The following is a 22,351-nucleotide window of genomic DNA, read 5'->3' as shown; positions in this document are numbered from 1 at the left end:
GCTCAGCCCCGCAGCGGCAGGGCCTGACCGGCGACGACGAGCAGGACGTGTTCGGACCGGTCGGCGACGGCGGCGTTGAGGCGGCCGAGCTCGTCGCGGAACCGGCGGCCGCCGGCGGTGGCGGGCACGATGCCCGAGCCGACCTCGTTGCTGACGGCGACCACCGTACGGCCGGTGCCGCGCCACGCGGCGGCCAACTCGTCGACACGGGCGTGCAGTTCACGGCGGCCTCCGTTGGACCACGCGGCGTCGTCCCAGGCGCCGACGGCGTCCATCGCGTCGGTGAGCCACAGCGCGAGGCAGTCGATGAGCAGCGCGGGCCCCTCCGGGTCGCCGGCGAGCAGCGGCACCAGGTCGCAGGTCTCGACGGTCTGCCAGGCGCCGGGACGGCGCTCGCGGTGCAGCGCGACCCGCTGGGCCCACTCCGGGTCGTTCTCCCGCCTGCCGCCGGTCGCGACGTACAGCACCTCCGGGAGGGCGCCGAGCCGCCGCTCGGCCTCGACGGACTTCCCGGACCGGGCGCCGCCCAGGACCAGCGTGCGGCGCGGGATGTCGGGCACGTCGGAGTACTCGCCGACGACGAGCGCCGTCCCGTCCGGCACGGCCCGCGCGCCCAACGCGGCCAGCCGCCGCCGCAGTTCGGCCGCGCCCACGGGCCCGTCGTGGTCCAGGTGGACGGCGAGCACATCCGTCGTGCGGCCGACCGCGCCGGCCGCGCGCAGCCGGGCCAGCGCGTCCGGCCGGCCCACCACGTCCAGCAGCACCATCTCGTACGTGTACGAGGCCGAGCCCTCGGCCAGCCCCGCGGGCGCGCACCCCGGCGGCAGGTACAGCAGCCGCTCACCCCCTGGCCCCTCGACCTCGTACCCCGAGCCCGGAGCGTCGACGGCGACCGCCCTGATCCGGTGGCCGGACAGCAGCGACACCTCCTGCCCCGCCAGCACCCGCGCGGGCGCCGGGAGACCGGCGGGGATCTCCACCGCGGGCCCGTCGTGCGGGTGGGACAGCAGCACCTGGCGCAGGCCGACCAGCGAGCGCCCGGCCCGCGCGGCCGCGAAGGCCAGCCCGGGGGTGAGGTCGAGCAGCAGCACACCGTCCACCAGCAGGGAGGTGGCGGCGCGGGCCTGGTCGCCGGTGGCGCAGGCACAGACCGCGCAGGGACAGCCGGGAACCGGCAGGCCCTGCGGGCCTCCGGTGCCGAGGAGAGTGAGTTCCACGTCACGATCTTCTCTCGTCCGTGCACGCTACGCTGCCGGGCAGGCACCCCCAGGGACGAGGAGTACGGACATGGCGTGGACGTGGCGGTTCGAGAAGGCCGACGGCACCGAGGTTCAGCCCGCGGTGGAGCCGGAGGAGTTCACCACGCAGGGGGACGCCGAGTCCTGGATCGGCGAGATCTGGAAGGACCTCCTCCAGGGCGGCGCCGACCAGGTCGTTCTCTTCGAGGACGAAACGAAGATCTACGGCCCCATGAGCCTGCGCGCGGCCGAAGAGGCATAGCCGCCGACCAGCCGCAAGCCCCGATACCCCCACCCCGCCCCGGGGGCGGCCCGGCCTCGGCGCCGCTCCCGCGGGCGGGCCCGTCCGCGGGTCAGGCGCGGGCCGCGATCAGGTGGAGCAGGGCTGCCACCGACCGGTAGGGGTCCGTACGGCCGGCCAGTTCCTCGGCGGCGAGGAGCCGTTCCCGTTCCCGGGGGTCCTGCGGCAGGGTCGCGGCGTCGTCGGCGCCGTCGGTGAAGACCCGGACGCCGTACCAGCCGCCGAGCGGCAGCCCGATGCTGCGCAGCGTGGCGGCCAGGGCCTCCCGCTGGTCGGGGCGGGCGGGGCCGGGGCCGAGGGCGGCCAGTGCGCCGGCCCAGTCGCCGAGGAGCGCGGGTCGCATGGCGAGCGCGTCGCCGTTGGGCACCACCAGGGACAGCAGGCCCTCGGGGGCCACTACCCGGGCCAGCGCGGCCAGCGTCACATCGTCCTCGGGGACGTACGGCAGCGCCTTGTGGCACATGGCGACATCGAAGCTGCCGGGCCCGAAGTGACGGCCGGCCTCGCCGCCGTCACCCTCTATCAGCGTGACCCGGCCGCGTATGCCCTCGGGTTCGGCGGCGAGCGCGTCGCGCAGGGCGGCCAGCAGGGCCGGGTCGGACTCCAGGCCGGTCACCAGGTGCCCGGCGCGGGCCAGCCGCAGTGTCCGCGCGCCCCGGCCGGGGCCGACGTCGAGCACCCGCAGCCGCCGGCCGACGGGGAATCTGGCGATGATCTGCTCGTCGAGCTGCCGGGCGACCAGCTCGTGGCGGACGGTGTTCCGAAACCCGGGGCCCTCCTGCTCGCTCAGAGCTTCGCGCCGCGCTTGACCCGCGGCTTCGGCAGCCGCAGCCGCCGCATCTGCAGGGTGCGCATCAGGCCGTACGCGATGTGGCTGCGCAGCCTGCTCTCCTGCGGGAACCGCTTGCGCAGCTGCCGCCCGAGCAGGATGTACGTGACGATCGAGTCGACCACGATCAGCACGATGACCAGCAGCCACAGCAGCAGACCGAGGTTCTTGACGGCGGCGCTCTGCACGATGGTCATCAGAAGGATGACCACGGCCAGCGGCAGGAAGAACTCGGCGACCCGCACCCGGGCGTCGACGTAGTCCCGGACGAACCTGCGGACCGGGCCGCGGTCGCGCAGCGGCAGGTAGCGCTCGTCCCCGCCGGCCAGCGCCTCGCGCTGCTTGGCCATCTCGACCCGGCGGGCGTCGCGGGCCTGCTTGGCCGCGGCCTTGCGGTCGGCCGGCACGGAGACCGAGGTGCGGCGGCGGGTCTGCGCATCGTTGCGCTTGGGCGTGGGACGACCCTTGGGAGCCTGCGGGTCACGGGGCTGCGCATCCTCGATCACCGTGGTGGTCGAGGCCTTGGCTGCCTGCTCATCTTGCGATCGACGTCGGAACACAACCCCAAGGTTACGTGCTCCCCGAGCCGACCCCCAGCCTCGGACTCATCCCTGGGCCCTAGGTCACCGAACTGTGATCGTCCTGCAGGATGAGCGCATCCGGACCCGAACAGTGGGGTAATGGAACCAGGCCCCGTACTGTGGGGTCTGTAGAGGTGTGCCGGTGAGCTGAATCCGTATGAAGGGGGCGCGCGAGGCCCATGAGCGGTGTCATGAAGCGGATGGGGATGATCTTCCGCGCGAAGGCCAACAAGGCCCTGGACCGGGCCGAGGATCCGCGCGAGACCCTGGACTACTCGTACCAGAAGCAGCTGGAACTGCTGCAGAAGGTGCGCCGGGGCGTCGCGGACGTGGCCACGTCGCGCAAGCGTCTGGAACTGCAGCTGAACCAGCTGCAGCAGCAGTCGGCGAAGTACGAGGACCAGGGCCGCAAGGCGCTCGCCCTGGGGCGTGAGGACCTGGCGCGCGAGGCGTTGTCGCGCAAGGCGGCCCTGCAGCAGCAGGTGACCGACCTGGAGACGCAGCACCAGACGTTGCAGGGCGAGGAGGAGAAGCTCACTCTCGCCGCGCAGCGGCTGCAGGCCAAGGTCGACGCCTTCCGTACGAAGAAGGAGACCATCAAGGCCACCTACAGCGCGGCCAAGGCGCAGACCCAGATCGGCGAGGCCTTCTCCGGTATCTCCGAGGAGATGGGCGACGTCGGCATGGCCATCCAGCGTGCCGAGGACAAGACCGAGCAGTTGCGCGCCCGGGCCGGTGCCCTGGACGAGCTGCTGGCCTCCGGCGCCCTGGACGACCCGACCGGGATCGCCAAGGACGACCTCCAGGCCGAACTGGACCGCATCTCCGGCGGCAGCGATGTGGAACTGGAGCTGCAGCGCATGAAGGCCGAGCTCTCCGGCGGTTCGCCGCAGCAGGCGATCGAGAGCGGTCAGCAGGAGCCCAAGGACCAGCCCCGGTTCGAGAAGTAGGAGGGCGTCATGATCGTACGGATCATGGGGGAGGGGCAGGTGACGGTGGAGGAGAGCCACCTCACCGAGCTGAACAGGCTCGACGACGAACTGCTCGCCGAGATGGACAAGGGTGACGAGGCGGGCTTCCGCAGCACCCTGCACGCCCTGCTCGACGCGGTCCGATCCTTCGGTGAGCCGCTGCCCGACGACTCCCTGGAGCCGTCCGAACTGATCCTGCCCAATCCCGACGCCACCCTTGAGGAGGTCCGGGAGATGCTCAAGGACGACGGTCTGATCCCGGGCTGACCGGTCCAGGACCGCCCCGCCCACGCCTCACCGCGCCCCGGCACCGCTCCAGCGGTCCGGGGCGCGGCACTGTCCGGCGCGCGTCCTCGGGTGCCCGGCTCCTCGGGGCAGCCGGCCCCTCGGGCAGCGCGGGCCCTCAGGGCAGCAGCGGGCGGACCTCGGCGGCGGCCTCGTGGCCGTACGCCTTGGTGAAGCGGTCCATGAAGTGCGCCCTGCGCAGCGTGTACTCCTGGGTGCCCAGGGTCTCGATGACCAGGGTGGCGAGCATGCAGCCGACCTGCGCCGCCCGCTCCGTGCCGACCCCCCACACCAGGCCGGACAGGAAGCCCGCGCGGAAGGCGTCGCCGACGCCGGTCGGGTCGATCTTGGCCTGCTCCTCGGCGCAGCCGACGAGGATCGGCTCGTCGCCGGTCCGCTCGATCCGCACGCCCCGGGAGCCCAGGGTGGTGACCCGGTGGCCGACCTTGCCCAGGATCTCCTCGTCCGTCCAGCCGGTCTTGGACTCGATGAGGCCCTTCTCGTACTCGTTGGAGAACAGGAAGGCCGCGCCGTCCAGCAGTATCCGGATGTCGTCGCCGCTCATCCGGGCGATCTGCTGCGAGAAGTCCGCCGCGAAGGGGATGCCGCGCGAACGGCACTCCTCGGTGTGGCGGAGCATCGCCTCGGGGTCGTCGGCGCCGATCAGGACCAGGTCGAGGCCGCCGACCCGGTCGGCGACGGCCTTGAGCTCGATCTGCCGGGCCTCGCTCATGGCGCCGGTGTAGAAGGAGCCGATCTGGTTGTGGTCGGAGTCGGTGGTGCAGACGAACCGCGCGGTGTGCAGCACCTCGGAGATCCGGACGTGGTCGGTGTTGACGCCGTGCCGGTCCAGCCAGGCGCGGTACTCGTCGAAGTCCGAGCCGGCCGCGCCGATCAGGATCGGGGCGGTGCCGAGCTGGCCCATGCCGAAGCAGATGTTGGCGCCTACACCACCGCGCCGCACGTCGAGGTTGTCGACCAGGAAGGAGAGCGAGACCGTGTGCAGCTGGTCGGCGACCAACTGGTCGGCGAAACGGCCGGGGAAGGTCATCAGATGATCGGTGGCGATGGAGCCGGTGACAGCGATACGCACGACGGGGATGCTCCTGCGGAGGCGGTACGGGTGAGGTACGGACCTGTCCACGCTACCGGGTGCCGGGGTTCGCGCCGACACGGCGAAACTACCCGATAGTAGGGCTTTCTCACGGCTCCCGAGGTGCCTAGGGTCAGGACTATGACGACATCTCTCCCCGCCGCACCGCCGGCGGAACCCGAGTCGCTCGCCCAGCTGATCGGCGACTGCCACAAGATGGCTCCGCACTGGGAGGTCGGGGCCAGGGACAAGGCGGCCGCGGTCGCCCCGTCGAAGCTGCGGGGCATCAGTGTGCCGCCCGCCTCCGCACACGTCGTGGACGGCATGGCCGAGTACGGGTCCTGAGCCCCCGGGCCGCCCCCGGGCCGCCCCCGGCTTGTCACGGCTCGTCCGGGGGGCTTTCGCCCGTTCCTGGAACCACAGCGCCCGTGCGTCCGTCCAACCGGCATGGACGAGCGCACAGATGACCGCCCCCGCCGGCACCGGTCCCCGCTGATCGCCCTGGGCATCGCCGCGACGGTCCTGCTGGCCGGTGGCGGCGGGGCGTACTGGGCCACGGCCTCCGCGGGCCGGCCGGGCTCCGGCGACCGTGGCCGCACCTCCGCACCGGACACCGCGGCCCCGGCCGCCGTGCGGCTGCCCGGACCCGTCTCCCGCGCCGCCGCCGAGAAGCTGGCGACGGCGCTGGGCGTCCCCGGCGCCGTCACCTCCGACGCGGGCCTGTGGAAGGCGGGCGGCGGCACAGGCCCCACCCTCCAGGTCCTCAAGGCCGCCCCGGGCTCGTGGTCGTACGCCCGCTACGGCACCGCCCCGCACACGGTCCGGGGGGCCGCCGTCTCCGGCCGGAAGGCCCTGGAGCTGGCCGCACCGCTGCTCAGGGCACTCGGTATGACCGATGCGAGCACCGATGCCTCGCAGGCCGCGGGCGGGCTGCGCACGGTCACCGCCGACCCGGTCGTGGCCGGCCTGCGGACGTACGGCTGGTCCACCAGCCTCAAGATCGACCCGGACGGAGCAACGATCCGGGGCAACGGCTCGCTGTCGGCCTTCACCAGGGGCGCCGTCCATCCCCTGATCGGCTCCGCCCAGGCCCTCAGGCAGCTGCGCGCCGCCGCCGGGAGCGGCTACGACCACGGGATCGGCCGCTGCCCGACCGTCGTCCCCAAGGAGTCCAGGGCCCCCGGCGACGACCCGCTGCTGCCCACGGTGATGCCCTGCGTGCCCACCAGGCCCGGGACCTTCCAGGTGCGCCACACCGTGTTCGGGCTGTCGGCGCAGACCGTGGCGGGCCGGCGGGCCCTGGTGCCGTCCTGGCTCTTCGAGGTCACCCGTACGGGAGTGAAGGGCACCTCGGTCCTGGCGCAGCCGGCGATCAGTACCTCCCCGGGCACGCCCTCGGCCTCCCCGTCCGCCTCCCCGTCGGGCACGTCATCGGGCACCCCGGTCGACCTGGTGTCGTACACGGCGCGCGGCGAGCGCCTCACGGTGCGTTTCTGGGGCGGGGTCTGTGGCACCTACACCGCGTCCGCCACGGAGACGGCGGCCGGCGGCGGCGCGGTGAAGGTGAGCGTCGTCCATCGGCGCAAGCAGCCGGAGCGGCCCTGCGCCATGCTGGCCAAGGAGTTCACCCGGACCGTACGGCTGGACGGGCCGCTGGGCGGCCGCCGGGTCGTCGACGGCTCGGACGGCAGCACCGTGCCGAAGAAGTGAGCCGTAAGAAGTGAGCCGTAAGAAGTGAGCCGCGGAAACGACGAGGGCGGTGGCACCCGATCGGGTGCCACCGCCCTCGTACGGAACGCTCGGAGCCTCAGTGGAACGAGTCACCGCAGGCGCACGAGCCCGTCGCGTTCGGATTGTCGATGGTGAAGCCCTGCTTCTCGATGGTGTCCACGAAGTCGATGGAGGCACCGCCGAGGTAGGGGGCGCTCATCCGGTCGGTGACGACCTTCACGCCGTCGAAGTCCTTCACGACGTCGCCGTCGAGCGAGCGCTCGTCGAAGAAGAGCTGGTAGCGCAGGCCGGAGCAGCCGCCGGGCTGGACGGCGACACGCAGCGCGAGGTCCTCGCGGCCTTCCTGGTCCAGCAGGGCCTTGACCTTGCCGGCCGCCGCGTCGGACAGAAGGATCCCGTCCGTGCTGGTCTCGTCCTGAACCGTCATCTTCTTGTCTCCCGGGTTGTACGGACTGCTGCTACCGGCACTCAACCGTTCGCGCCCCGGATTCATTCCGGGCACCGGTTCGTCGTTCTCCGATCCATGCTCGCACACCCGGCTCGTTACGGGCATGCCCTCCTCGGGTCGCGGGTGGGGGACGCGTCACATTGACGCGAGGGCCGTCGTCATTCTGACGCGAACGGGTTATCATAGATAGCGTCAAGTAGACGATAAAGGTTGAGCCGCAGAGAAAGGGCTCCGGCCCGTGACCAGCATCACCGAACCCCTGGACGTCCAGCCGACCCCGCTCGCGCTGCTCCTGCTGGGCCGCGAGGCCGACCCGCGCAGCGAGCGCGGCGTGGACTGCCCGGGCGACCTGCCCGCCGCGTCCGACCCGGATCTGGTCGAGCGCGCTCGTGCCGCCAAGGCCAGGCTCGGGGAGAAGGTCTTCATCCTCGGCCACCACTACCAGCGCGACGAGGTCATCGAGTTCGCCGACGTGACCGGCGACTCCTTCAAGCTCGCCCGTGACGCCGCCGCCCGCCCCGAGGCCGAGTACATCGTCTTCTGCGGCGTGCACTTCATGGCGGAGTCCGCCGACATCCTCACCTCCGAGGCGCAGGCGGTCATCCTCCCCGACCTCGCCGCCGGCTGCTCGATGGCCGACATGGCCACCGCCGAGCAGGTCGCCGAGTGCTGGGACGTCCTGACGGACGCCGGGATCGCGGACGTCACCGTCCCCGTCGCCTACATGAACTCCTCCGCCGACATCAAGGCCTTCACCGGCCGGCACGGCGGCACGATCTGCACCTCGTCGAATGCCAAGCGCGCCCTGGAGTGGGCCTTCGGCCAGCGCGAGCCCGGCCGGCCCGGTCAGGCCGCTGACGGCAAGGTCCTCTTCCTCCCCGACCAGCACCTCGGCCGCAACACCGCCGTGCGCGACATGGGCTTCTCGCTCGACGACTGCGTCGTCTACAACCCGCACAAGCCCGGCGGCGGGGTGACGCCGGAGCAGCTGCGCGCCGCGAAGATGATCCTGTGGCGCGGCCACTGCTCGGTGCACGGCCGCTTCTCGCTGGAGTCGGTCGAGGACGTACGGGCCCGGATCCCCGGCGTCAACGTGCTCGTGCACCCCGAGTGCAAGCACGAGGTCGTGGCCGCCGCCGACCAGGTCGGCTCGACGGAGTACATCATCAAGGCCCTGGACGCCGCCCCGGCCGGCTCCGCGTGGGCCATCGGCACCGAGCTCAACCTCGTACGGCGCCTGGCCAAGGCCCACCCCGACAAGCAGATCGTCTTCCTGGACAAGACCGTCTGCTTCTGCTCGACCATGAACCGCATCGACCTCCCGCACCTGGTCTGGACGCTGGAGTCGCTCGCCGACGGCAAGCTCGTCAACCGCATCCAGGTCGACAAGGAGACCGAACACTTCGCCAGGCTCGCCCTGGAGCGGATGCTCGCTCTTCCGTGATGATGGGCCGCGTGATTCTGCGTCCCCTGCGTGATGACGACGAGGACGCCGAAGCGGTGCGGGTGGTCTCCGCCGCCGCGTTCGGCGCCTCGCGGGTGTTCCCCGTACCGGACGACCCCCGGCGGGCCGGGCGCCACCGCGAGCGCAACCGGCATCTGGCCCGCACCGACCCCGGCGGGTGCTGGCTCGCGGTCGACGAGACCTCGGGCATGCCGGTGGGCGCCGCGCTCTCGCTCCGGCGCGAGGGCACCTGGGGGCTGTCCACCTTCGTCGTACTGCCCGAGGCGCAGGGGCGCGGCGTCGGCCGTGAACTGCTGGCCGCCGCCATGGTCTACGGCCGGGGCTGCCTGCGGGGGATCATCTGCGGATCGTCCGACCCGCGTGCCGCCGCCACCTACCGCCAGGCCGGCTTCGCCCTCCACCCCGCCATGCGGCTCACCGGGGCCGTCGACAAGTCCCGCCTCCCCGCGCCGGACGGCGCCGTGCACGAGGGCTCCGCCAAGCACCGCGACCTCATGGACTCCGTCGGCCGCCGCACCCGGGGCGGCGCCCATGGCTCCGACCACGACCAACTCCTGCGCGACTGTGCCCTCTTCGTCGTCGACGACCTCGCCGGCAGCGGCTACTGCTACGTCCGGCCCAGCGGCCGCGTCGAGCTCCTCGCCGCCACTTCCCGCCGGCTGGCCACCCGGTTGCTCACCGCCGCCCTCCTCGGCCTGCCCGACGGCACGCCGGTCGAGGTCAACTGCCTCACCGCCGACCAGCAATGGGCCCTGGACGTCGGTATCACCGCGGGCCTGGACATCGCCAACGCCGGATACCTGTGCCTGCGCGGCATGCGCCCGCCCGCCCCCTATGTGCCGTCGGGGGCGTTCCTCTAGACCGGCACACCGGCACGTTGCGGCACGGCGCGGCGCGGCACGGCATGGCGCTTCCCGGTCAGACGAGCCGGCGCACCCAGTACGCGGCGCCGCGCGGCGCGTCGTGCTCGCCGAGGTACTCCTGCTCGCGCATGCCGCACCAGGCCGGGATGTCGAGGCGGGCGGCCTCGTCGTCGGAGAGCACCGACACCACGGCGCCCACCGGGACGTCCCCGATCACCTTGGCCAGTTCGATGACGGGGATCGGGCACCGCTTACCCAGGGAGTCGACGACCAGCGCGGGCCCCTCCGGGGAGCCGGTGCGCTCGGTGGCCGGCGCCGCCGTTCCCAGCTGCTCGCGGACGGCGGCGACCACGCCGGGCAGCTCCGCCAGGAAGCGGTCGACGTCGGCCTCCTCCGTTCCGCGCGGCAGGGAGACCCGGACGTTGCCCTCCGACAGCACCCCCATCGCCCGCAGCACATGGCTCGGCACCAGCGTGCTCGACGTGCACGAGGAGCCGGACGACACGGCGAAACCCGCCCGGTCCAGCTCGTGCAGCAGTGCCTCGCCGTCCACGTAGAGGCAGGAGAACGTGACGATGTGCGGCAGCCGCAGCCGCGGATGGCCGACGACCTCCACATCGGGCACCACGGCCGGCACCCGGGCCCGGATCCGCTCGACCAGTGCGGAGAGCCGGGCCGCCTCGGCCGCCGCCTCGGCCCGGGCCGCCCGCAGCGACGCCGCCGCCGCGACGACGGCGGGCAGGTTGTCGTCGACCGTGCCCTGGGGGACGAAGCGGGTTCCCTTACGGACCGCCAGCAGACCGACGCCCGGCGGCCCGCCCCACTTGTGGGCGCTGGCGGCCAGCAGTGACCACCCGTCCGGGACCGGCCCCCAGGCCAGCGACTGGGCGGCGTCCACGAGCAGCGGGACACCGGCCGCCCGGCACCGCTCGGCCACCGCGCCGACCGGCTGGACGGTGCCCACCTCGTGGTTGGCGGACTGCAGGCAGGCCAGGGCGGTGTCCGTCCGCAGGGCCGCGCCGAAGGTGTCCGCGTCCACCAGCCCGGTACGGCCGACGGCCACCTCCGTCACGTCGAATCCGTCGACCGCGTGCAGTACGGAGGAGTGCTCGACCGCCGACACGACCGCGTGACGTCCCGTCCGGCGCCGCCCGGCCAGCGCGCCGGCCACCCCCGAACGCACCGCCGCGGTACCCGAAGGAGTGAAAAACAGCTCGTCCGGGCGACAGCCGACAGCCTCCGCGGCGGCCTCGCGGGCGGCGTCCAGCAGCAGCCGGGCGCGGCGTCCCTCGCGGTACAGACGGCCGGGATCCGCCCAGCCGTCGTCGAGTGCGGCCAGCAGCGCCTGCCGGGCGACAGGGTGCGGCGGAGCGGCGGAGGCAGCATCGAAGTAGGGCACGACAGCACCGTAACTCCGGGCCCGGCGATGCGTCAGACGGGCCCTCCTCCGGGGCCGTTCCATCCCTTCGGGGGCAGCCCCGGCGCGTTGGACCCCCTCCCCGCGCGGCCCCAAATTGCGTCCAGTAGGGTTTGGTCCGCATAAACATCCACACCACTGCCCGCGCCCGGGCGGACCGACCAGCACAGGCCGGGACACCGGACGACGCGCGGGCGAGACTCTCGGGAAGGCGCTACGTGAGTCCCAACGGCTCCGACCGCTCGTCGCGGCGCCCGATGCGGCGGAAGCTGCCGCAGGCGCTGGCCGCGGGCCTGGTCCTTGCTACCGCCACCGGCTGCACATACGAGGACTTTCCCCGCCTCGGTATGCCCAGCCCCGCCACGGAGCAGGCACCGCGAATCCTCTCGCTCTGGCAGGGCTCATGGGCGGCCGCACTCGCGGTCGGCTGCCTGGTCTGGGGCCTGATCATCTGGAGCCTGGTCTTCCACCGGCGCAGCCGGACGAAGATCGAGGTTCCGCCTCAGATCCGCTACAACATGCCGATCGAGGCCCTGTTCACCACGGTCCCGCTGGTCATCATCTCGGTGCTCTTCTACTTCACCGCCCGCGATGAGTCCAAGATCCTGGAGACCTCAAAGACTCCGGACCATGTGATCAACGTGGTGGGCTTCCAGTGGAGCTGGGCGTTCAACTACGTCGAGCACGTGGACGCCAACAAGTCGCCGGTCGACATGAGCCAACTCTCCTCGATCTCGGCGAAGAAGCTGGACGCGCCGGCCGACGCCAACGGCGTCTACGACTTCGGCACGCCGGCCACCAAGAACCCGCAGACCGGCAACCCCGGCCCGACGCTGTGGCTTGCCAAGGGCGAGAGCGTGCGGTTCGTCCTCACCTCGCGCGACGTCATCCACTCCTTCTGGGTGGTCAGCTTCCTGATGAAGATGGACGTCATCCCCGGCCACACCAACGTCTTCCAGGTGACCCCCAACAAGGAGGGCACCTACATGGGCAAGTGCGCCGAGCTCTGCGGCACGGATCACTCCCGGATGCTGTTCAACGTCAAGGTCGTCTCCCCGGAGAAGTACCAGGAGCACCTGGCGGACCTGGCGAAGAAGGGCCAGACCGGTTACGTCCCGGCAGGCATTGCCACCACGGGCAACGCCAAGAATGCGGAGACCAAGACCCAGTGAGCATTCTCAACGAACCCCAGGGTGGCGCTGCCGAGGCAGCAGCCGAAGACGTGTACGAGGACGAGCTCCCCGTACGGCGCAAGCAGCCCGGTGCCGTCGTCGTCAAGTGGCTGACCACCACCGACCACAAGACGATCGGCACGCTCTACCTCGGCACGTCCTTCGTGTTCTTCATCCTCGGCGGCATCATGGCGCTGCTGATGCGCGCCGAGCTGGCGCGGCCGGGCACGCAGATCATGTCGAACGAGCAGTTCAACCAGGCCTTCACGATGCACGGCACCGTGATGCTCCTGATGTTCGCGACCCCGCTCTTCGCGGGCTTCGCGAACTGGATCATGCCGCTCCAGATCGGCGCCCCCGACGTCGCCTTCCCGCGGCTGAACATGTTCGCCTACTGGCTCTACCTGTTCGGCTCGCTGATCGCCGTGGGTGGCTTCCTCACCCCGCAGGGCGCGGCCGACTTCGGCTGGTTCGCGTACTCCCCGCTGACCGACGCCGTCCGCTCGCCGGGTATCGGCGGCGACATGTGGATCATGGGCCTGGCCTTCTCCGGCTTCGGCACGATCCTCGGTTCGGTCAACTTCATCACCACCATCATCTGCATGCGCGCCCCCGGCATGACGATGTTCCGGATGCCGATCTTCTGCTGGAACGTCCTGCTCACCGGTGTCCTGGTGCTCTTCGCCTTCCCGGTGCTGGCCGCCGCGCTGCTCGCGCTGGAGGCGGATCGCAAGTTCGGAGCGCATGTCTTCGACGCCGCCAACGGCGGGGCGTTGCTATGGCAACACCTGTTCTGGTTCTTCGGGCATCCAGAGGTGTACATCATCGCGCTGCCGTTCTTCGGCATCATCAGTGAGGTCATCCCGGTCTTCAGCCGCAAGCCGATGTTCGGCTATGTCTCGCTGATCGCGGCGACGATCTCCATCGCGGGTCTGTCCGTGACGGTGTGGGCGCACCACATGTACGTCACCGGCGGTGTGCTGCTGCCGTTCTTCTCCTTCATGACCTTCCTGATCGCGGTACCGACCGGTGTGAAGTTCTTCAACTGGATCGGCACCATGTGGAAGGGCAGTCTGAGTTTCGAGACACCGATGCTGTGGGCGATCGGCTTCCTGATCACCTTCACCTTCGGCGGTCTGACCGGTGTGATCCTGGCGGCCCCGCCGCTGGACTTCCACGTCTCGGACTCGTACTTCGTCGTGGCCCACTTCCACTACGTGGTGTTCGGCACCGTCGTCTTCGCGATGTTCTCCGGCTTCCACTTCTGGTGGCCCAAGTGGACCGGCAAGATGCTGGACGAGCGGCTCGGCAAGATCACCTTCTGGACGCTGTTCATCGGCTTCCACGGCACCTTCCTCATCCAGCACTGGCTGGGCGTCGAGGGCATGCCGCGCCGCTACGCGGACTACCTGGCGGCGGACGGGTTCACCACGCTGAACACCATCTCCACCATCAGCTCCTTCCTGCTCGGTCTGTCGATACTGCCGTTCATCTACAACGTCTGGAAGACGGCCAAGTACGGCAAGAAGGTCGAGGTCGACGACCCGTGGGGCTACGGCCGTTCGCTCGAATGGGCGACCTCCTGCCCGCCGCCGCGGCACAACTTCCTCACCCTGCCCCGTATCCGGTCCGAATCCCCGGCGTTCGACCTGCACCACCCGGAGATCGCGGCCCTGGACCAGCTGGAGAACGTCGGCGACGGCGAGAAGGCTCTCGCGGGCACCGATGAGAAGGAGGCCGGCAAGTGAAGTTCCAGGGCAAGATGTTCCTGTGGCTGTCGGTCTTCATCCTGGCGATGGCCATCGTCTACGGCGTCTGGTCGAAGGAGGCCGTCGGCACCACCGCGCTGTTCATGTCCTTCGGCCTCAGTGTGATGATCGGGTTCTACCTGGCCTTCACCGCCCGCCGCGCGGACACCGGCGCGCAGGACCGTGAGGACGCCGACGTCGCCGACGACGCCGGTGAGCTGGGCTTCTTCTCCCCGCACAGCTGGCAGCCGCTCTCCCTGGCCTTCGGTGGCGCGATCTTCTTCCTCGCGATCATCTTCGGCTGGTGGCTGGCCTACTTCTCGGCGCCGATCATCATGGTCGGACTCTTCGGCTGGGTCTTCGAGTACTACCGCGGTGAGAACCGCACCCAGTGAGCGGCTGACGCCCACGGACACGGGGGCCCGGGTACCGCGAGGTGCCCGGGCCCCCGTGCGTCGTCGCCCGTTCGCACGCGCTCGGCGGGCGCGCGGACCGGCGGTTTCCTAGCGTGAGAGCATGCGTCACTCAACTCTTTGCCGGACAGCGATCGGTGCCCTCCTCATAGCTCCCCTCGCCGCTTGCGGCGGAGGAGGCGGCGACCCCCTCGCCTCGGCGCCCTACGACGCGACCAGCCAGGTCTCGTACGCGGGCATCGGCTCGAAGAGGACCGATCCGAAGAAGCCGCTCGAAGTCACCGTCAAGGGTGATGGCCACCGGCTCACCGATGTGACGGCCACGGACGCCGCAGGCCGCTACGTGCGGGGCGGACTCTCCGCCGACGGCACCAGGTGGCGCAGCACCTCCCCGCTCGCCGCAGGCGCCCATTACACGGTGCGGGTGAGCACCGAGGACAGCAAGGGCCGCCCCGGCCGCAAGGTCCTCGGCTTCGACACCGCCGCCGCCGACAAGCGGCTGCGGGTCTCCTTCGGCCCCGACACGGGCACCTACGGTGTCGGCCAGCCCGTCACCGCCGCGCTGAGCGCCCCCGTGAGGGGCCGGGCGGCCCGCGCCGTCGTAGAACGCAACCTGCACGTCAACGCGGCTCCTGTCGCCGCTGAGGGCGCCTGGTACTGGGTGGACAGCCGCACCCTGCACTACCGACCGCGGATCTACTGGCCGGCCCACGCCCGTATCGACGTCGTCAGCACCCTGGACGGCGTCCACATCAAGAACCGCCTCTTCGGCGGCGCGGCCAAGCCGCTGACGCTGCGTACCGGCGACCGCGTCGTGGCGGTCACCGACGCGCGCACCCACCACATGACCCTCCGGCGCGACGGCAGGGTCGTCCGCACCCTGCCCGTCACCACCGGCAAGCCGGGCTTCGACACGCGCAACGGCATCAAGGTGGTCCTGGGCCAGGAGTCACTCGTCCGGATGGACAGCACCACCGTCGGCATCGCCCAGGGCAGCAGGGAGGCCTACGATCTGCCCGTCCGCTGGGCCACCCGGGTCACCTGGAGCGGCGAGTACGTCCACGCCGCCCCCTGGTCCGTGCGATCCCAGGGCCGCGCCAACGTCAGCCACGGCTGCACCGGAATGAGCATGGCCAACGCCAAGTGGTTCTTCGACCAGGTCCGCCGCGGAGACGTGGTCCGCGTCGTCCACAGCCGGGGCCCCATGATGACGCCCTTCGACAACGGCTTCGGCGACTGGAACCTGTCCTGGACGGCCTGGCAGCGCGGCAGCGCCGCCGGCGTCCGCGCACCCGCGGTCGACGCCCCGGCGTCGCTCCAGGACGCCATGGCCGCTACCGCCCGTCTCCAGCCGGAGGCCTGACGGGCGTGCGGGGTCGGGCCGTGGCCCGTCCCCGCACGCCCGGCGCAGCCGTTACGCGTCGAGGGAGAGGCGGTGCCGCAGCAGGTCGGCGAGGGCGGCGGCCAGGTCGACGGGGTCGACGGGGTGGGAGACGGCGGCGTCGGCGCGGCTCCAGGTGGCGAGCCAGGAGTCCTGGGGGCGGCCGATCAGCACCAGTACGGGCGGGCAGTTGAAGATCTCGTCCTTGATCTGACGGCACACGCCCATCCCGCCGGCGGGCACCGACTCGCCGTCCAGGACGCACACGTCGACGCCGCCGCGCTCCAGCGTGCTGATGACGGCCGGGAGTGTCGCGCACTCGATGAACTCCACCGGCGGCACGTCGGACGCGGGACGCCTTCCGACGGCCATCCGGACCTGCTCCCGGGTGTTCGCGTCGTCGCTGTAGACCAGCACCGTGGCGGTCGCCTGCATCCGTGCCTCCTCGTCTTCGCGGAGTCGCCTGACTGCTGCCGAACCTTACTCCTGAACTGCCCGCTTGGAGGAGAGGTCGCTCGTTAGGGGGACCATCCGGGTCCTTGACACTCCGAATGGCACCCCCCGGAGTGAGGGCGGGATAAGCGACCGACATAATGTCGGTCGTGGCGACAGCAACTGCAGTAGATACCGGGCACGCGCACCCGTCGGTCAACCGGCCGAACCTCACCAGCGTCGGAACTGTCATCTGGCTGAGTTCCGAGCTGATGTTCTTCGCGGCCCTCTTCGCGATGTACTTCACCCTCCGCTCGGTCACGGGTGCCGAGTTCTGGAAGGAACACGCCTCGGCGTTGAACGTTCCGTTCTCCTTCACGAACACCGTGATCCTGGTGCTCTCCTCCTTCACATGCCAGATGGGCGTGTTCGCCGCTGAGCGCGGCGACGTGAAGAAGCTGCGCGCCTGGTTCAGCCTGACGTTCATCATGGGAGCGGTCTTCGTCGGCGGTCAGATCTACGAGTACACCAACCTCGTGAAGGAGGACGGCCTCTCGCTCTCCTCCGACCCGTACGGTTCGGTGTTCTATCTGACGACCGGCTTCCACGGTCTGCATGTGACGGGTGGTCTGATCGCCTTCCTGCTGGTCCTGGGCAGGACCTACGCGGCCAAGAGGTTCACCCATGAGCAGGCCACTGCGGCCATCGTCGTGTCCTACTACTGGCACTTCGTCGATGTCGTCTGGATCGGCCTCTTCGCCACGATCTACATGATCAAGTAATCGGGCCGCCCGGACCGGGCGCGCTCCCGATCACACTTCCAGAACCATCGACGCAAGAGATCCTGACACCGGGGTAATCCGTGAAAAAGCTCTCCGCACGACGGCGCCACCCGCTGGCGGCGCTTGTCGTCCTACTTCTCGCGCTCGCGGCCACCGGGGGGCTGTACGCCGCGCTCGCTCCGCAGAAGGCCGTAGCCGATGACACGCAGCAGTCACTTGCCATCGAAGAGGGCAAGAAGCTGTACGCCGTAGGCTGCTCCAGCTGCCACGGTACGTCGGGGCAGGGCAGCAAGAACGACGGCCCGACCCTGGTCGGCGTCGGCTCCGCGGCCGTGGACTTCCAGGTGGGTACCGGTCGTATGCCGGCTCAGCAGCCGGGCGCCCAGATCCCCGCGAAGAAGGTGGTGTACACGCAGGCCGAGATCGACCAGCTCGCCGCGTACATCGCCTCGCTCGGCCCCGGACCGTCCACGCCGAGCAAGGAGCAGACCAGCACGACGGACGCGAGTGTCGCCAACGGCGGCCAGCTGTTCCGGAGCAACTGCGCGCAGTGCCACAACTACCAGGGCAAGGGTGGCGCGCTGACGAACGGCAAGTACGCCCCCAGCCTTGAGGGTGTCTCCAACAAGCACATCTACGAGGCCATGCTCACCGGCCCGCAGAACATGCCGTCCTTCCCGGACAGCACCCTGACGACACAGAACAAGAAGGACATCATCGCTTACCTGAACGAGGTGAACAGCGATGACAGCCCCAGCCCCGGCGGTTTCTCGCTGGGTAGCCTCGGTCCGGTCACCGAGGGTCTGTTCGGCTGGATCTTCGGCCTCGGATCCCTGATCGTCGTTGCCATCTGGGTCGCCGCCCACACCTCCAAGGCCAAGAAGTCGTGAGTCAGGACATGTCAGAAGAAACGCTGCCAAGTGAGCGCGAGGCTCACGCGGGCGAGGTCGCGGAGAACCCCTTCGCCGACCCCGGCCTGCCGCCCCACGAGCCACGGCGTCAGGACATCGACGAGAAGGCCGCCAAGTCTTCCGAGCGCACGGTGGCGCTGCTGTTCACCGTGTCCATGCTCGCCACCGTCGCCTTCATCGCCAGCTTCGTGGCCATCCCGGTCGACAAGATCGTATTCATCTGGCCGATCGGTCACATCAGCGCGCTGAACTTCGCGCTCGGTATGACCCTCGGCATCGCCCTCTTCGCCATCGGCGCGGGCGCGGTCCACTGGGCCCGCACCCTGATGTCCGATGTCGAGGTCGCCGACGACCGCCACGCGATCTCGGCCGAGCCCGAGGTCAGGGCCAAGGTGCTCGCCGACTTCGCGCAGGGCGCCAAGGAGAGCCAGCTCGGCCGTCGCAAGCTGATCCGCAACACGATGTTCGGAGCGCTGGCCCTGGTGCCGCTCTCCGGTGTCGTCCTGCTCCGTGACCTGGGCCCGCTGCCGGAGGACAAGCTCCGGCACACCCTGTGGACCAAGGGCAAGCTGCTGATCAACCAGAACACCAACGAGCCGCTGCGTCCCGAGGACGTGGCCGTCGGTTCTCTCACCTTCGCCGTGCCCGAGGGCCTGGAGGAGGACCAGGAGGACTTCCAGGAGCAGATCGCGAAGGCGGCCCTGATGATCGTCCGGATCGCTCCGGACAACATCAAGGACAAGCAGTCCCGCGAGTGGGCGCACCAGGGGATCCTGGCGTACTCCAAGATCTGCACCCACGTCGGCTGCCCGATCAGCCTGTACGAGCAGCAGACGCACCACGTGCTGTGCCCGTGCCACCAGTCGACCTTCGACCTGGCCGACGGCGCACGGGTGATCTTCGGCCCGGCCGGCCACGCCCTGCCGCAGCTGCGGATCAGCGTGAACGACGAGGGGTACCTCGAAGCGCTCGGCGACTTCGCGGAGCCCGTGGGCCCGAGCTTCTGGGAGCGTGGCTGATGGCTACTGTGACCTCTCCGAACGACAGCTCGCAGCCGCGCGGCAAGGCGCCCGCGGGCGAGCGGGTCGCCGACTGGGCCGACGGCCGGCTGGGCATCTACAGCCTGGCCAAGGCCAACATGCGCAAGATCTTCCCGGACCACTGGTCCTTCATGCTCGGTGAGATCTGCCTCTACAGCTTCATCATCGTCATCCTCACGGGTGTCTATCTGACGCTGTTCTTCCACCCGAGCATGTCCGAGGTGACCTACGACGGCGTGTACGCGCCGCTGCAGGGCATCCGGATGTCCGACGCCTACGCCTCGACGCTGCACATCAGCTTCGACGTGCGCGGCGGCCTGCTGATGCGTCAGGTCCACCACTGGGCCGCGCTGGTCTTCGTCTCCGGCATGTTCGTGCACATGATGCGCGTCTTCTTCACCGGCGCCTTCCGCAAGCCGCGCGAGATCAACTGGCTCTTCGGCTTCCTGCTGCTGTTCCTGGGCTTCTTCGACGGCTTCCTGGGCTACTCGCTCCCCGACGACCTGCTGTCGGGTACCGGTATCCGCTTCATGGAGGGCGCGGTGCTGTCCGCGCCGATCGTGGGCACGTACATCTCGTTCTTCCTCTTCGGCGGCGAGTTCCCCGGCCACGACGTCATCCCGCGGTTCTACACGATCCACGTGCTGCTGATCCCGGGCATCATGCTGGGCCTGCTGGTGGCCCACCTGATCCTGGTCTTCTACCACAAGCACACCCAGTTCCCCGGGCCCGGCCGCACCAACAACAACGTGGTCGGCATGCCGCTGCTGCCGGTGTACATGGCGAAGGCCGGCGGCTTCTTCTTCCTGGTCTTCGGCGTCATCACGGCCATGGCGGCCCTGGTGTCGATCAACCCGGTCTGGTCCTACGGGCCGTACCGTCCCGACCAGGTGTCGACCGACGCGCAGCCCGACTGGTACATGGGCTTCGCCGAGGGCCTGATCCGTGTCATGCCGAGCTGGGAGATCAACGCCTGGGGCCACACGCTCCAGTTGGGTGTCTTCATCCCGCTGATCGTCTTCCCGGTGGTGCTGGCCTTCCTGGGCGCCTGGCCGTTCATCGAGTCCTGGGCCACCGGCGACAAGCGGGAGCACCACCTGCTGGACCGCCCGCGCAACAAGCCGGTCCGTACCGGCATCGGTGCCGCGTGGATAAGCGTCTACATCATCCTGATGGTCGGCGGTGGCAACGACCTGTTCGCCACCCGCTTCCACCTGTCGATCAACACGATCACGTGGATCGTCCGGATCGGTGTGTTCGTGCTGCCGGTGCTGGTCTTCATCGCCACCAAGCGGATCGCGCTGGGCCTGCAGCGACGGGACCACGACAAGGTGCTGCACGGCCGCGAGACCGGCATCATCAAGCGGCTGCCGCACGGTGAGTTCATCGAGATCCACGAGCCCCTGCCGCAGGGCGCGCTGTACACGCTCACGCAGCACGACCAGCCGCGGCCGCTGGAGATCGGGCCCGAGGTCGACGAGAACGGTGTCGAGCGCAAGGCCGGACGGATCGCGAAGCTCCGGTCGAAGCTGTCCCACAGCCTGTACGGCAGGGACACGCAGATCCCGAAGCCGACCGGCGAGGAGTACAAGGAGATCATGAGCGGCGACGGCCACCACTGACTCCGTAGCGCTGTGCCACCGGGAAGGGCCTCGTCCGTGGGTTGGACGGGGCCCTTTGCCGTGCCCCGGCGCCGATAGGCTTCGCAGACGTCCGTCACTGGGAGCGAGGAGCGGTTCATGAGCTGGCCCGACCTGTTGAGCGCGTTGTTGTCCGGGCAGGACCTGACCGCCGCCGACACCGCGTGGGCGATGAACCGGATCATGAACGGTGAGGCGAGCGACGCGCAGATCGCCGGCTTCATGGTGGCGCTGCGCGCCAAGGGCGAGACGGTCGAGGAGGTGCTCGGCCTCGTCGAGGCGATGTACGCGCACGCCGAGCCGCTGCTGATCCCCGGACCGGCCGTCGACATCGTCGGCACCGGCGGCGACCGCGCCAAGACGGTCAACATCTCCACGATGTCGGCGATCGTCATCGCGGGCGCCGGGGTCCGGGTGGTCAAGCACGGCAACCGGGCGGCGTCCTCGGCGAGCGGATCCTCCGACGTACTGGAGCGGCTGGGGATCAACCTGGAGCTGTCACCGCAGCGGGTCGCCGAGATCGTCGAGGAGACCGGCATCACCTTCTGCTTCGCGGCCAAGTTCCACCCCGCCATGCGGTTCGTGGGCAAGGTCCGGCGGGACCTGGGCGTGCCGACCTCGTTCAACATCCTCGGCCCGCTCACCAACCCGGCCCGGGTGACGGCCTCCGCGATCGGCTGCTTCGACACCCGGATGGCCGGGCTCATGGCCGGCGTACTGGCCAAGCGGGGTTCCTCGGCGCTGGTCTTCCGCGGCGACGACGGGCTGGACGAGCTGACCACGACCGCCACCTCCCAGGTGTGGACGGTGCGGGACGGCGCCGTCACGCAGGTGCCCTTCGACCCACGTGACGTGGGCATCGAGCTGGTGCCGGTCGAGGCGCTGCGCGGCGCCGACGCCTCGTACAACGCGGAGGTGGCCCGCCGGGTCCTCGCCGGTGAGCCGGGGCCGGTACGGGACGCGGTGCTGCTCAACTCGGCTGCGGCGCTGGTCGCGTTCGAGCCGGGCGAGGGCACGCTGACCGAGCAGATCGGCCGCGCGATGACCCGCGCCGCCGAGTCGATCGACTCCGGCTCGGCCGCGGGCACGCTGGAGCGCTGGGCGGCGGCGACCAAGGCGTAGCCGGTACCAGGGGGCGGCCGGTACCAGGGCGCAGCCGGTACCAGGGCGCAGGCAGTACCAAGGCGCAGGCAGTACCAAGGCGCGGCCGGTGCCGTGGCCGCGCTTGTCCCCGTTCGCCGGCCGGGCGATTCCGCGGCCGGTCCGGCGAACGGGGAGCGTGGTGTCCGCGATACGGACCGGCGCTTGCGCGGCGGAGCGCGTGTGGCATGATTTTCGGCAGGTCACGAGTGACAGCGCACAAGCCCCGGCTCGCTGTCCGGCAACCCTCCTTCTGCGGCGGGGTGCCCCGGGTGATGACCAGGCCGTGAGCAGCGAGGCTCACGGCAAGCGCGGATCCGGGAGTTCTTCTGATGAGCAAGCGAATGCGATAGGGCCCGAGGCCCGGTTTTCGGCTTTCCCTGCCCTCCCGTCGCTCTGTCCGTGCCTGTCGCGGCCGCGCCGAGGGCACTTCCCTGCTCGCTCACGCTCTGCCGCCCCCAGGAGTTCTG

General features: G+C 70.4%; 23 protein-coding genes and 1 riboswitch. Of the genes, 16 read left to right on the top strand and 7 right to left on the bottom strand.

Features of this window, described 5'->3' with window-relative positions; translation table 11 throughout:
* Nucleotides 1-2 precede the first annotated feature (2 nt).
* Nucleotides 3-1,217 (bottom strand): bifunctional adenosylcobinamide kinase/adenosylcobinamide-phosphate guanylyltransferase, encoded by a 1,215-nt coding sequence (locus RWE79_RS11300; protein WP_475939913.1) that lies wholly within the window; start codon nucleotides 1,215-1,217, stop codon nucleotides 3-5.
* A 70-nt stretch (nucleotides 1,218-1,287) separates the two neighbouring features.
* Between RWE79_RS11300 and RWE79_RS11295 the strand changes: the two genes are divergently transcribed.
* Nucleotides 1,288-1,500: a hypothetical protein gene (locus RWE79_RS11295; protein WP_475939912.1), complete on the top strand. Its 213-nt coding sequence runs from the start codon at nucleotides 1,288-1,290 to the stop codon at nucleotides 1,498-1,500.
* 91 nt (nucleotides 1,501-1,591) lie between these two features.
* On the opposite strand, the gene RWE79_RS11290 is transcribed toward RWE79_RS11295, so the two are convergent.
* Nucleotides 1,592-2,329 carry a class I SAM-dependent methyltransferase gene (locus tag RWE79_RS11290; RefSeq protein ID WP_475945748.1) on the bottom strand — a complete coding sequence of 246 codons (738 nt, stop codon included), beginning with the start codon at nucleotides 2,327-2,329 and terminating at the stop codon, nucleotides 1,592-1,594.
* Nucleotides 2,326-2,928 (bottom strand): DUF3043 domain-containing protein, encoded by a 603-nt coding sequence (locus RWE79_RS11285; protein WP_475939911.1) that lies wholly within the window; start codon nucleotides 2,926-2,928, stop codon nucleotides 2,326-2,328. The genes RWE79_RS11290 and RWE79_RS11285 overlap by 4 nt, the downstream gene beginning before the upstream one ends.
* A 200-nt stretch (nucleotides 2,929-3,128) precedes the next feature.
* Here RWE79_RS11285 and RWE79_RS11280 point away from each other — a divergent pair, with 200 nt between their 5' ends.
* Both RWE79_RS11280 and pspAA read left to right on the top strand, forming a co-directional pair.
* Nucleotides 3,129-3,899 carry a PspA/IM30 family protein gene (locus tag RWE79_RS11280; RefSeq protein ID WP_475939910.1) on the top strand — a complete coding sequence of 257 codons (771 nt, stop codon included), beginning with the start codon at nucleotides 3,129-3,131 and terminating at the stop codon, nucleotides 3,897-3,899.
* Nucleotides 3,900-3,908: 9 nt separating this feature from the next.
* Nucleotides 3,909-4,187, top strand: a complete 279-nt coding sequence (pspAA, locus tag RWE79_RS11275; protein ID WP_475939909.1) for a PspA-associated protein PspAA — start codon at nucleotides 3,909-3,911, stop codon at nucleotides 4,185-4,187.
* Between the two features lie 136 nt (nucleotides 4,188-4,323).
* Here pspAA and RWE79_RS11270 read toward each other — a convergent pair whose 3' ends face one another.
* Nucleotides 4,324-5,298: a carbohydrate kinase family protein gene (locus tag RWE79_RS11270; RefSeq protein ID WP_475939908.1), complete on the bottom strand. Its 975-nt coding sequence runs from the start codon at nucleotides 5,296-5,298 to the stop codon at nucleotides 4,324-4,326.
* 141 nt (nucleotides 5,299-5,439) lie between these two features.
* Here RWE79_RS11270 and RWE79_RS11265 point away from each other — a divergent pair, with 141 nt between their 5' ends.
* Both RWE79_RS11265 and RWE79_RS11260 read left to right on the top strand, forming a co-directional pair.
* Complete coding sequence (locus tag RWE79_RS11265) at nucleotides 5,440-5,643, top strand: hypothetical protein (RefSeq protein ID WP_475939907.1); 204 nt, start codon at nucleotides 5,440-5,442, stop codon at nucleotides 5,641-5,643.
* 102 nt (nucleotides 5,644-5,745) lie between these two features.
* Complete coding sequence (locus tag RWE79_RS11260) at nucleotides 5,746-7,008, top strand: hypothetical protein (protein WP_475939906.1); 1,263 nt, start codon at nucleotides 5,746-5,748, stop codon at nucleotides 7,006-7,008.
* A 97-nt stretch (nucleotides 7,009-7,105) separates the two neighbouring features.
* On the opposite strand, the gene RWE79_RS11255 is transcribed toward RWE79_RS11260, so the two are convergent.
* Entirely contained in the window at nucleotides 7,106-7,456 is a 351-nt protein-coding gene (locus tag RWE79_RS11255; RefSeq protein ID WP_475939905.1) for a HesB/IscA family protein, read from the bottom strand.
* A gap of 259 nt (nucleotides 7,457-7,715) precedes the next feature.
* Here RWE79_RS11255 and nadA point away from each other — a divergent pair, with 259 nt between their 5' ends.
* Nucleotides 7,716-8,921 (top strand): quinolinate synthase NadA, encoded by a 1,206-nt coding sequence (gene nadA / locus RWE79_RS11250; RefSeq protein ID WP_475939904.1) that lies wholly within the window; start codon nucleotides 7,716-7,718, stop codon nucleotides 8,919-8,921.
* A gap of 11 nt (nucleotides 8,922-8,932) precedes the next feature.
* Entirely contained in the window at nucleotides 8,933-9,802 is an 870-nt protein-coding gene (locus RWE79_RS11245) for a GNAT family N-acetyltransferase (RefSeq protein ID WP_475939903.1), read from the top strand.
* Between the two features lie 58 nt (nucleotides 9,803-9,860).
* Here the strand turns inward: RWE79_RS11245 and RWE79_RS11240 are convergent, their stop codons facing one another.
* Entirely contained in the window at nucleotides 9,861-11,204 is a 1,344-nt protein-coding gene (locus RWE79_RS11240) for an aminotransferase class V-fold PLP-dependent enzyme (RefSeq protein ID WP_475939902.1), read from the bottom strand.
* 236 nt (nucleotides 11,205-11,440) lie between these two features.
* Between RWE79_RS11240 and ctaC the strand changes: the two genes are divergently transcribed.
* The 4 genes from ctaC to RWE79_RS11220 all read left to right on the top strand — a co-directional run bounded on the left by ctaC (nucleotide 11,441) and on the right by RWE79_RS11220 (nucleotide 15,918).
* Entirely contained in the window at nucleotides 11,441-12,394 is a 954-nt protein-coding gene (ctaC, locus tag RWE79_RS11235; protein WP_475939901.1) for an aa3-type cytochrome oxidase subunit II, read from the top strand.
* The gene (ctaD, locus tag RWE79_RS11230) at nucleotides 12,391-14,142 is read left to right on the top strand and encodes an aa3-type cytochrome oxidase subunit I (RefSeq protein WP_475939900.1); all 1,752 of its coding nucleotides are present in this window, start codon (nucleotides 12,391-12,393) and stop codon (nucleotides 14,140-14,142) included. The genes ctaC and ctaD overlap by 4 nt, the downstream gene beginning before the upstream one ends.
* Entirely contained in the window at nucleotides 14,139-14,537 is a 399-nt protein-coding gene (locus RWE79_RS11225; RefSeq protein ID WP_475939899.1) for a cytochrome c oxidase subunit 4, read from the top strand. Before ctaD ends, RWE79_RS11225 begins: the two co-directional genes overlap by 4 nt.
* Before the next feature lie 121 nt (nucleotides 14,538-14,658).
* Nucleotides 14,659-15,918, top strand: a complete 1,260-nt coding sequence (locus RWE79_RS11220; protein ID WP_475939898.1) for a L,D-transpeptidase — start codon at nucleotides 14,659-14,661, stop codon at nucleotides 15,916-15,918.
* A gap of 51 nt (nucleotides 15,919-15,969) precedes the next feature.
* Here the strand turns inward: RWE79_RS11220 and RWE79_RS11215 are convergent, their stop codons facing one another.
* Nucleotides 15,970-16,371, bottom strand: coding sequence for a hypothetical protein (locus RWE79_RS11215; protein ID WP_475939897.1), 402 nt, complete (start codon nucleotides 16,369-16,371; stop codon nucleotides 15,970-15,972).
* A 158-nt stretch (nucleotides 16,372-16,529) separates the two neighbouring features.
* Between RWE79_RS11215 and ctaE the strand changes: the two genes are divergently transcribed.
* The 5 genes from ctaE (at nucleotide 16,530) to trpD (ending at nucleotide 21,863) form a co-directional block, all read left to right on the top strand.
* Entirely contained in the window at nucleotides 16,530-17,150 is a 621-nt protein-coding gene (ctaE, locus tag RWE79_RS11210) for an aa3-type cytochrome oxidase subunit III (protein ID WP_475939896.1), read from the top strand.
* An 80-nt stretch (nucleotides 17,151-17,230) separates the two neighbouring features.
* On the top strand, nucleotides 17,231-18,040 hold the full coding sequence (gene qcrC, locus RWE79_RS11205) for a cytochrome bc1 complex diheme cytochrome c subunit (protein ID WP_475939895.1): 810 nt from the start codon (nucleotides 17,231-17,233) through the stop codon (nucleotides 18,038-18,040).
* An 8-nt stretch (nucleotides 18,041-18,048) separates the two neighbouring features.
* Nucleotides 18,049-19,080 (top strand): cytochrome bc1 complex Rieske iron-sulfur subunit, encoded by a 1,032-nt coding sequence (gene qcrA / locus RWE79_RS11200; RefSeq protein WP_475939894.1) that lies wholly within the window; start codon nucleotides 18,049-18,051, stop codon nucleotides 19,078-19,080.
* On the top strand, nucleotides 19,080-20,723 hold the full coding sequence (gene qcrB, locus RWE79_RS11195; RefSeq protein ID WP_475939893.1) for a cytochrome bc1 complex cytochrome b subunit: 1,644 nt from the start codon (nucleotides 19,080-19,082) through the stop codon (nucleotides 20,721-20,723). The genes qcrA and qcrB overlap by 1 nt, the downstream gene beginning before the upstream one ends.
* Before the next feature lie 117 nt (nucleotides 20,724-20,840).
* Nucleotides 20,841-21,863, top strand: a complete 1,023-nt coding sequence (gene trpD / locus RWE79_RS11190) for an anthranilate phosphoribosyltransferase (RefSeq protein ID WP_475939892.1) — start codon at nucleotides 20,841-20,843, stop codon at nucleotides 21,861-21,863.
* A gap of 219 nt (nucleotides 21,864-22,082) precedes the next feature.
* Nucleotides 22,083-22,199: riboswitch (SAM riboswitch) on the top strand.
* Nucleotides 22,200-22,351: the final 152 nt, after the last annotated feature.

The sequence above is a fragment of the Streptomyces sp. RLA131 genome (genome assembly GCF_056270125.1).
The sequence above is the reverse complement of the archived record's forward strand: the minus strand, read 5'-3'. Positions and strand labels throughout refer to the sequence as shown.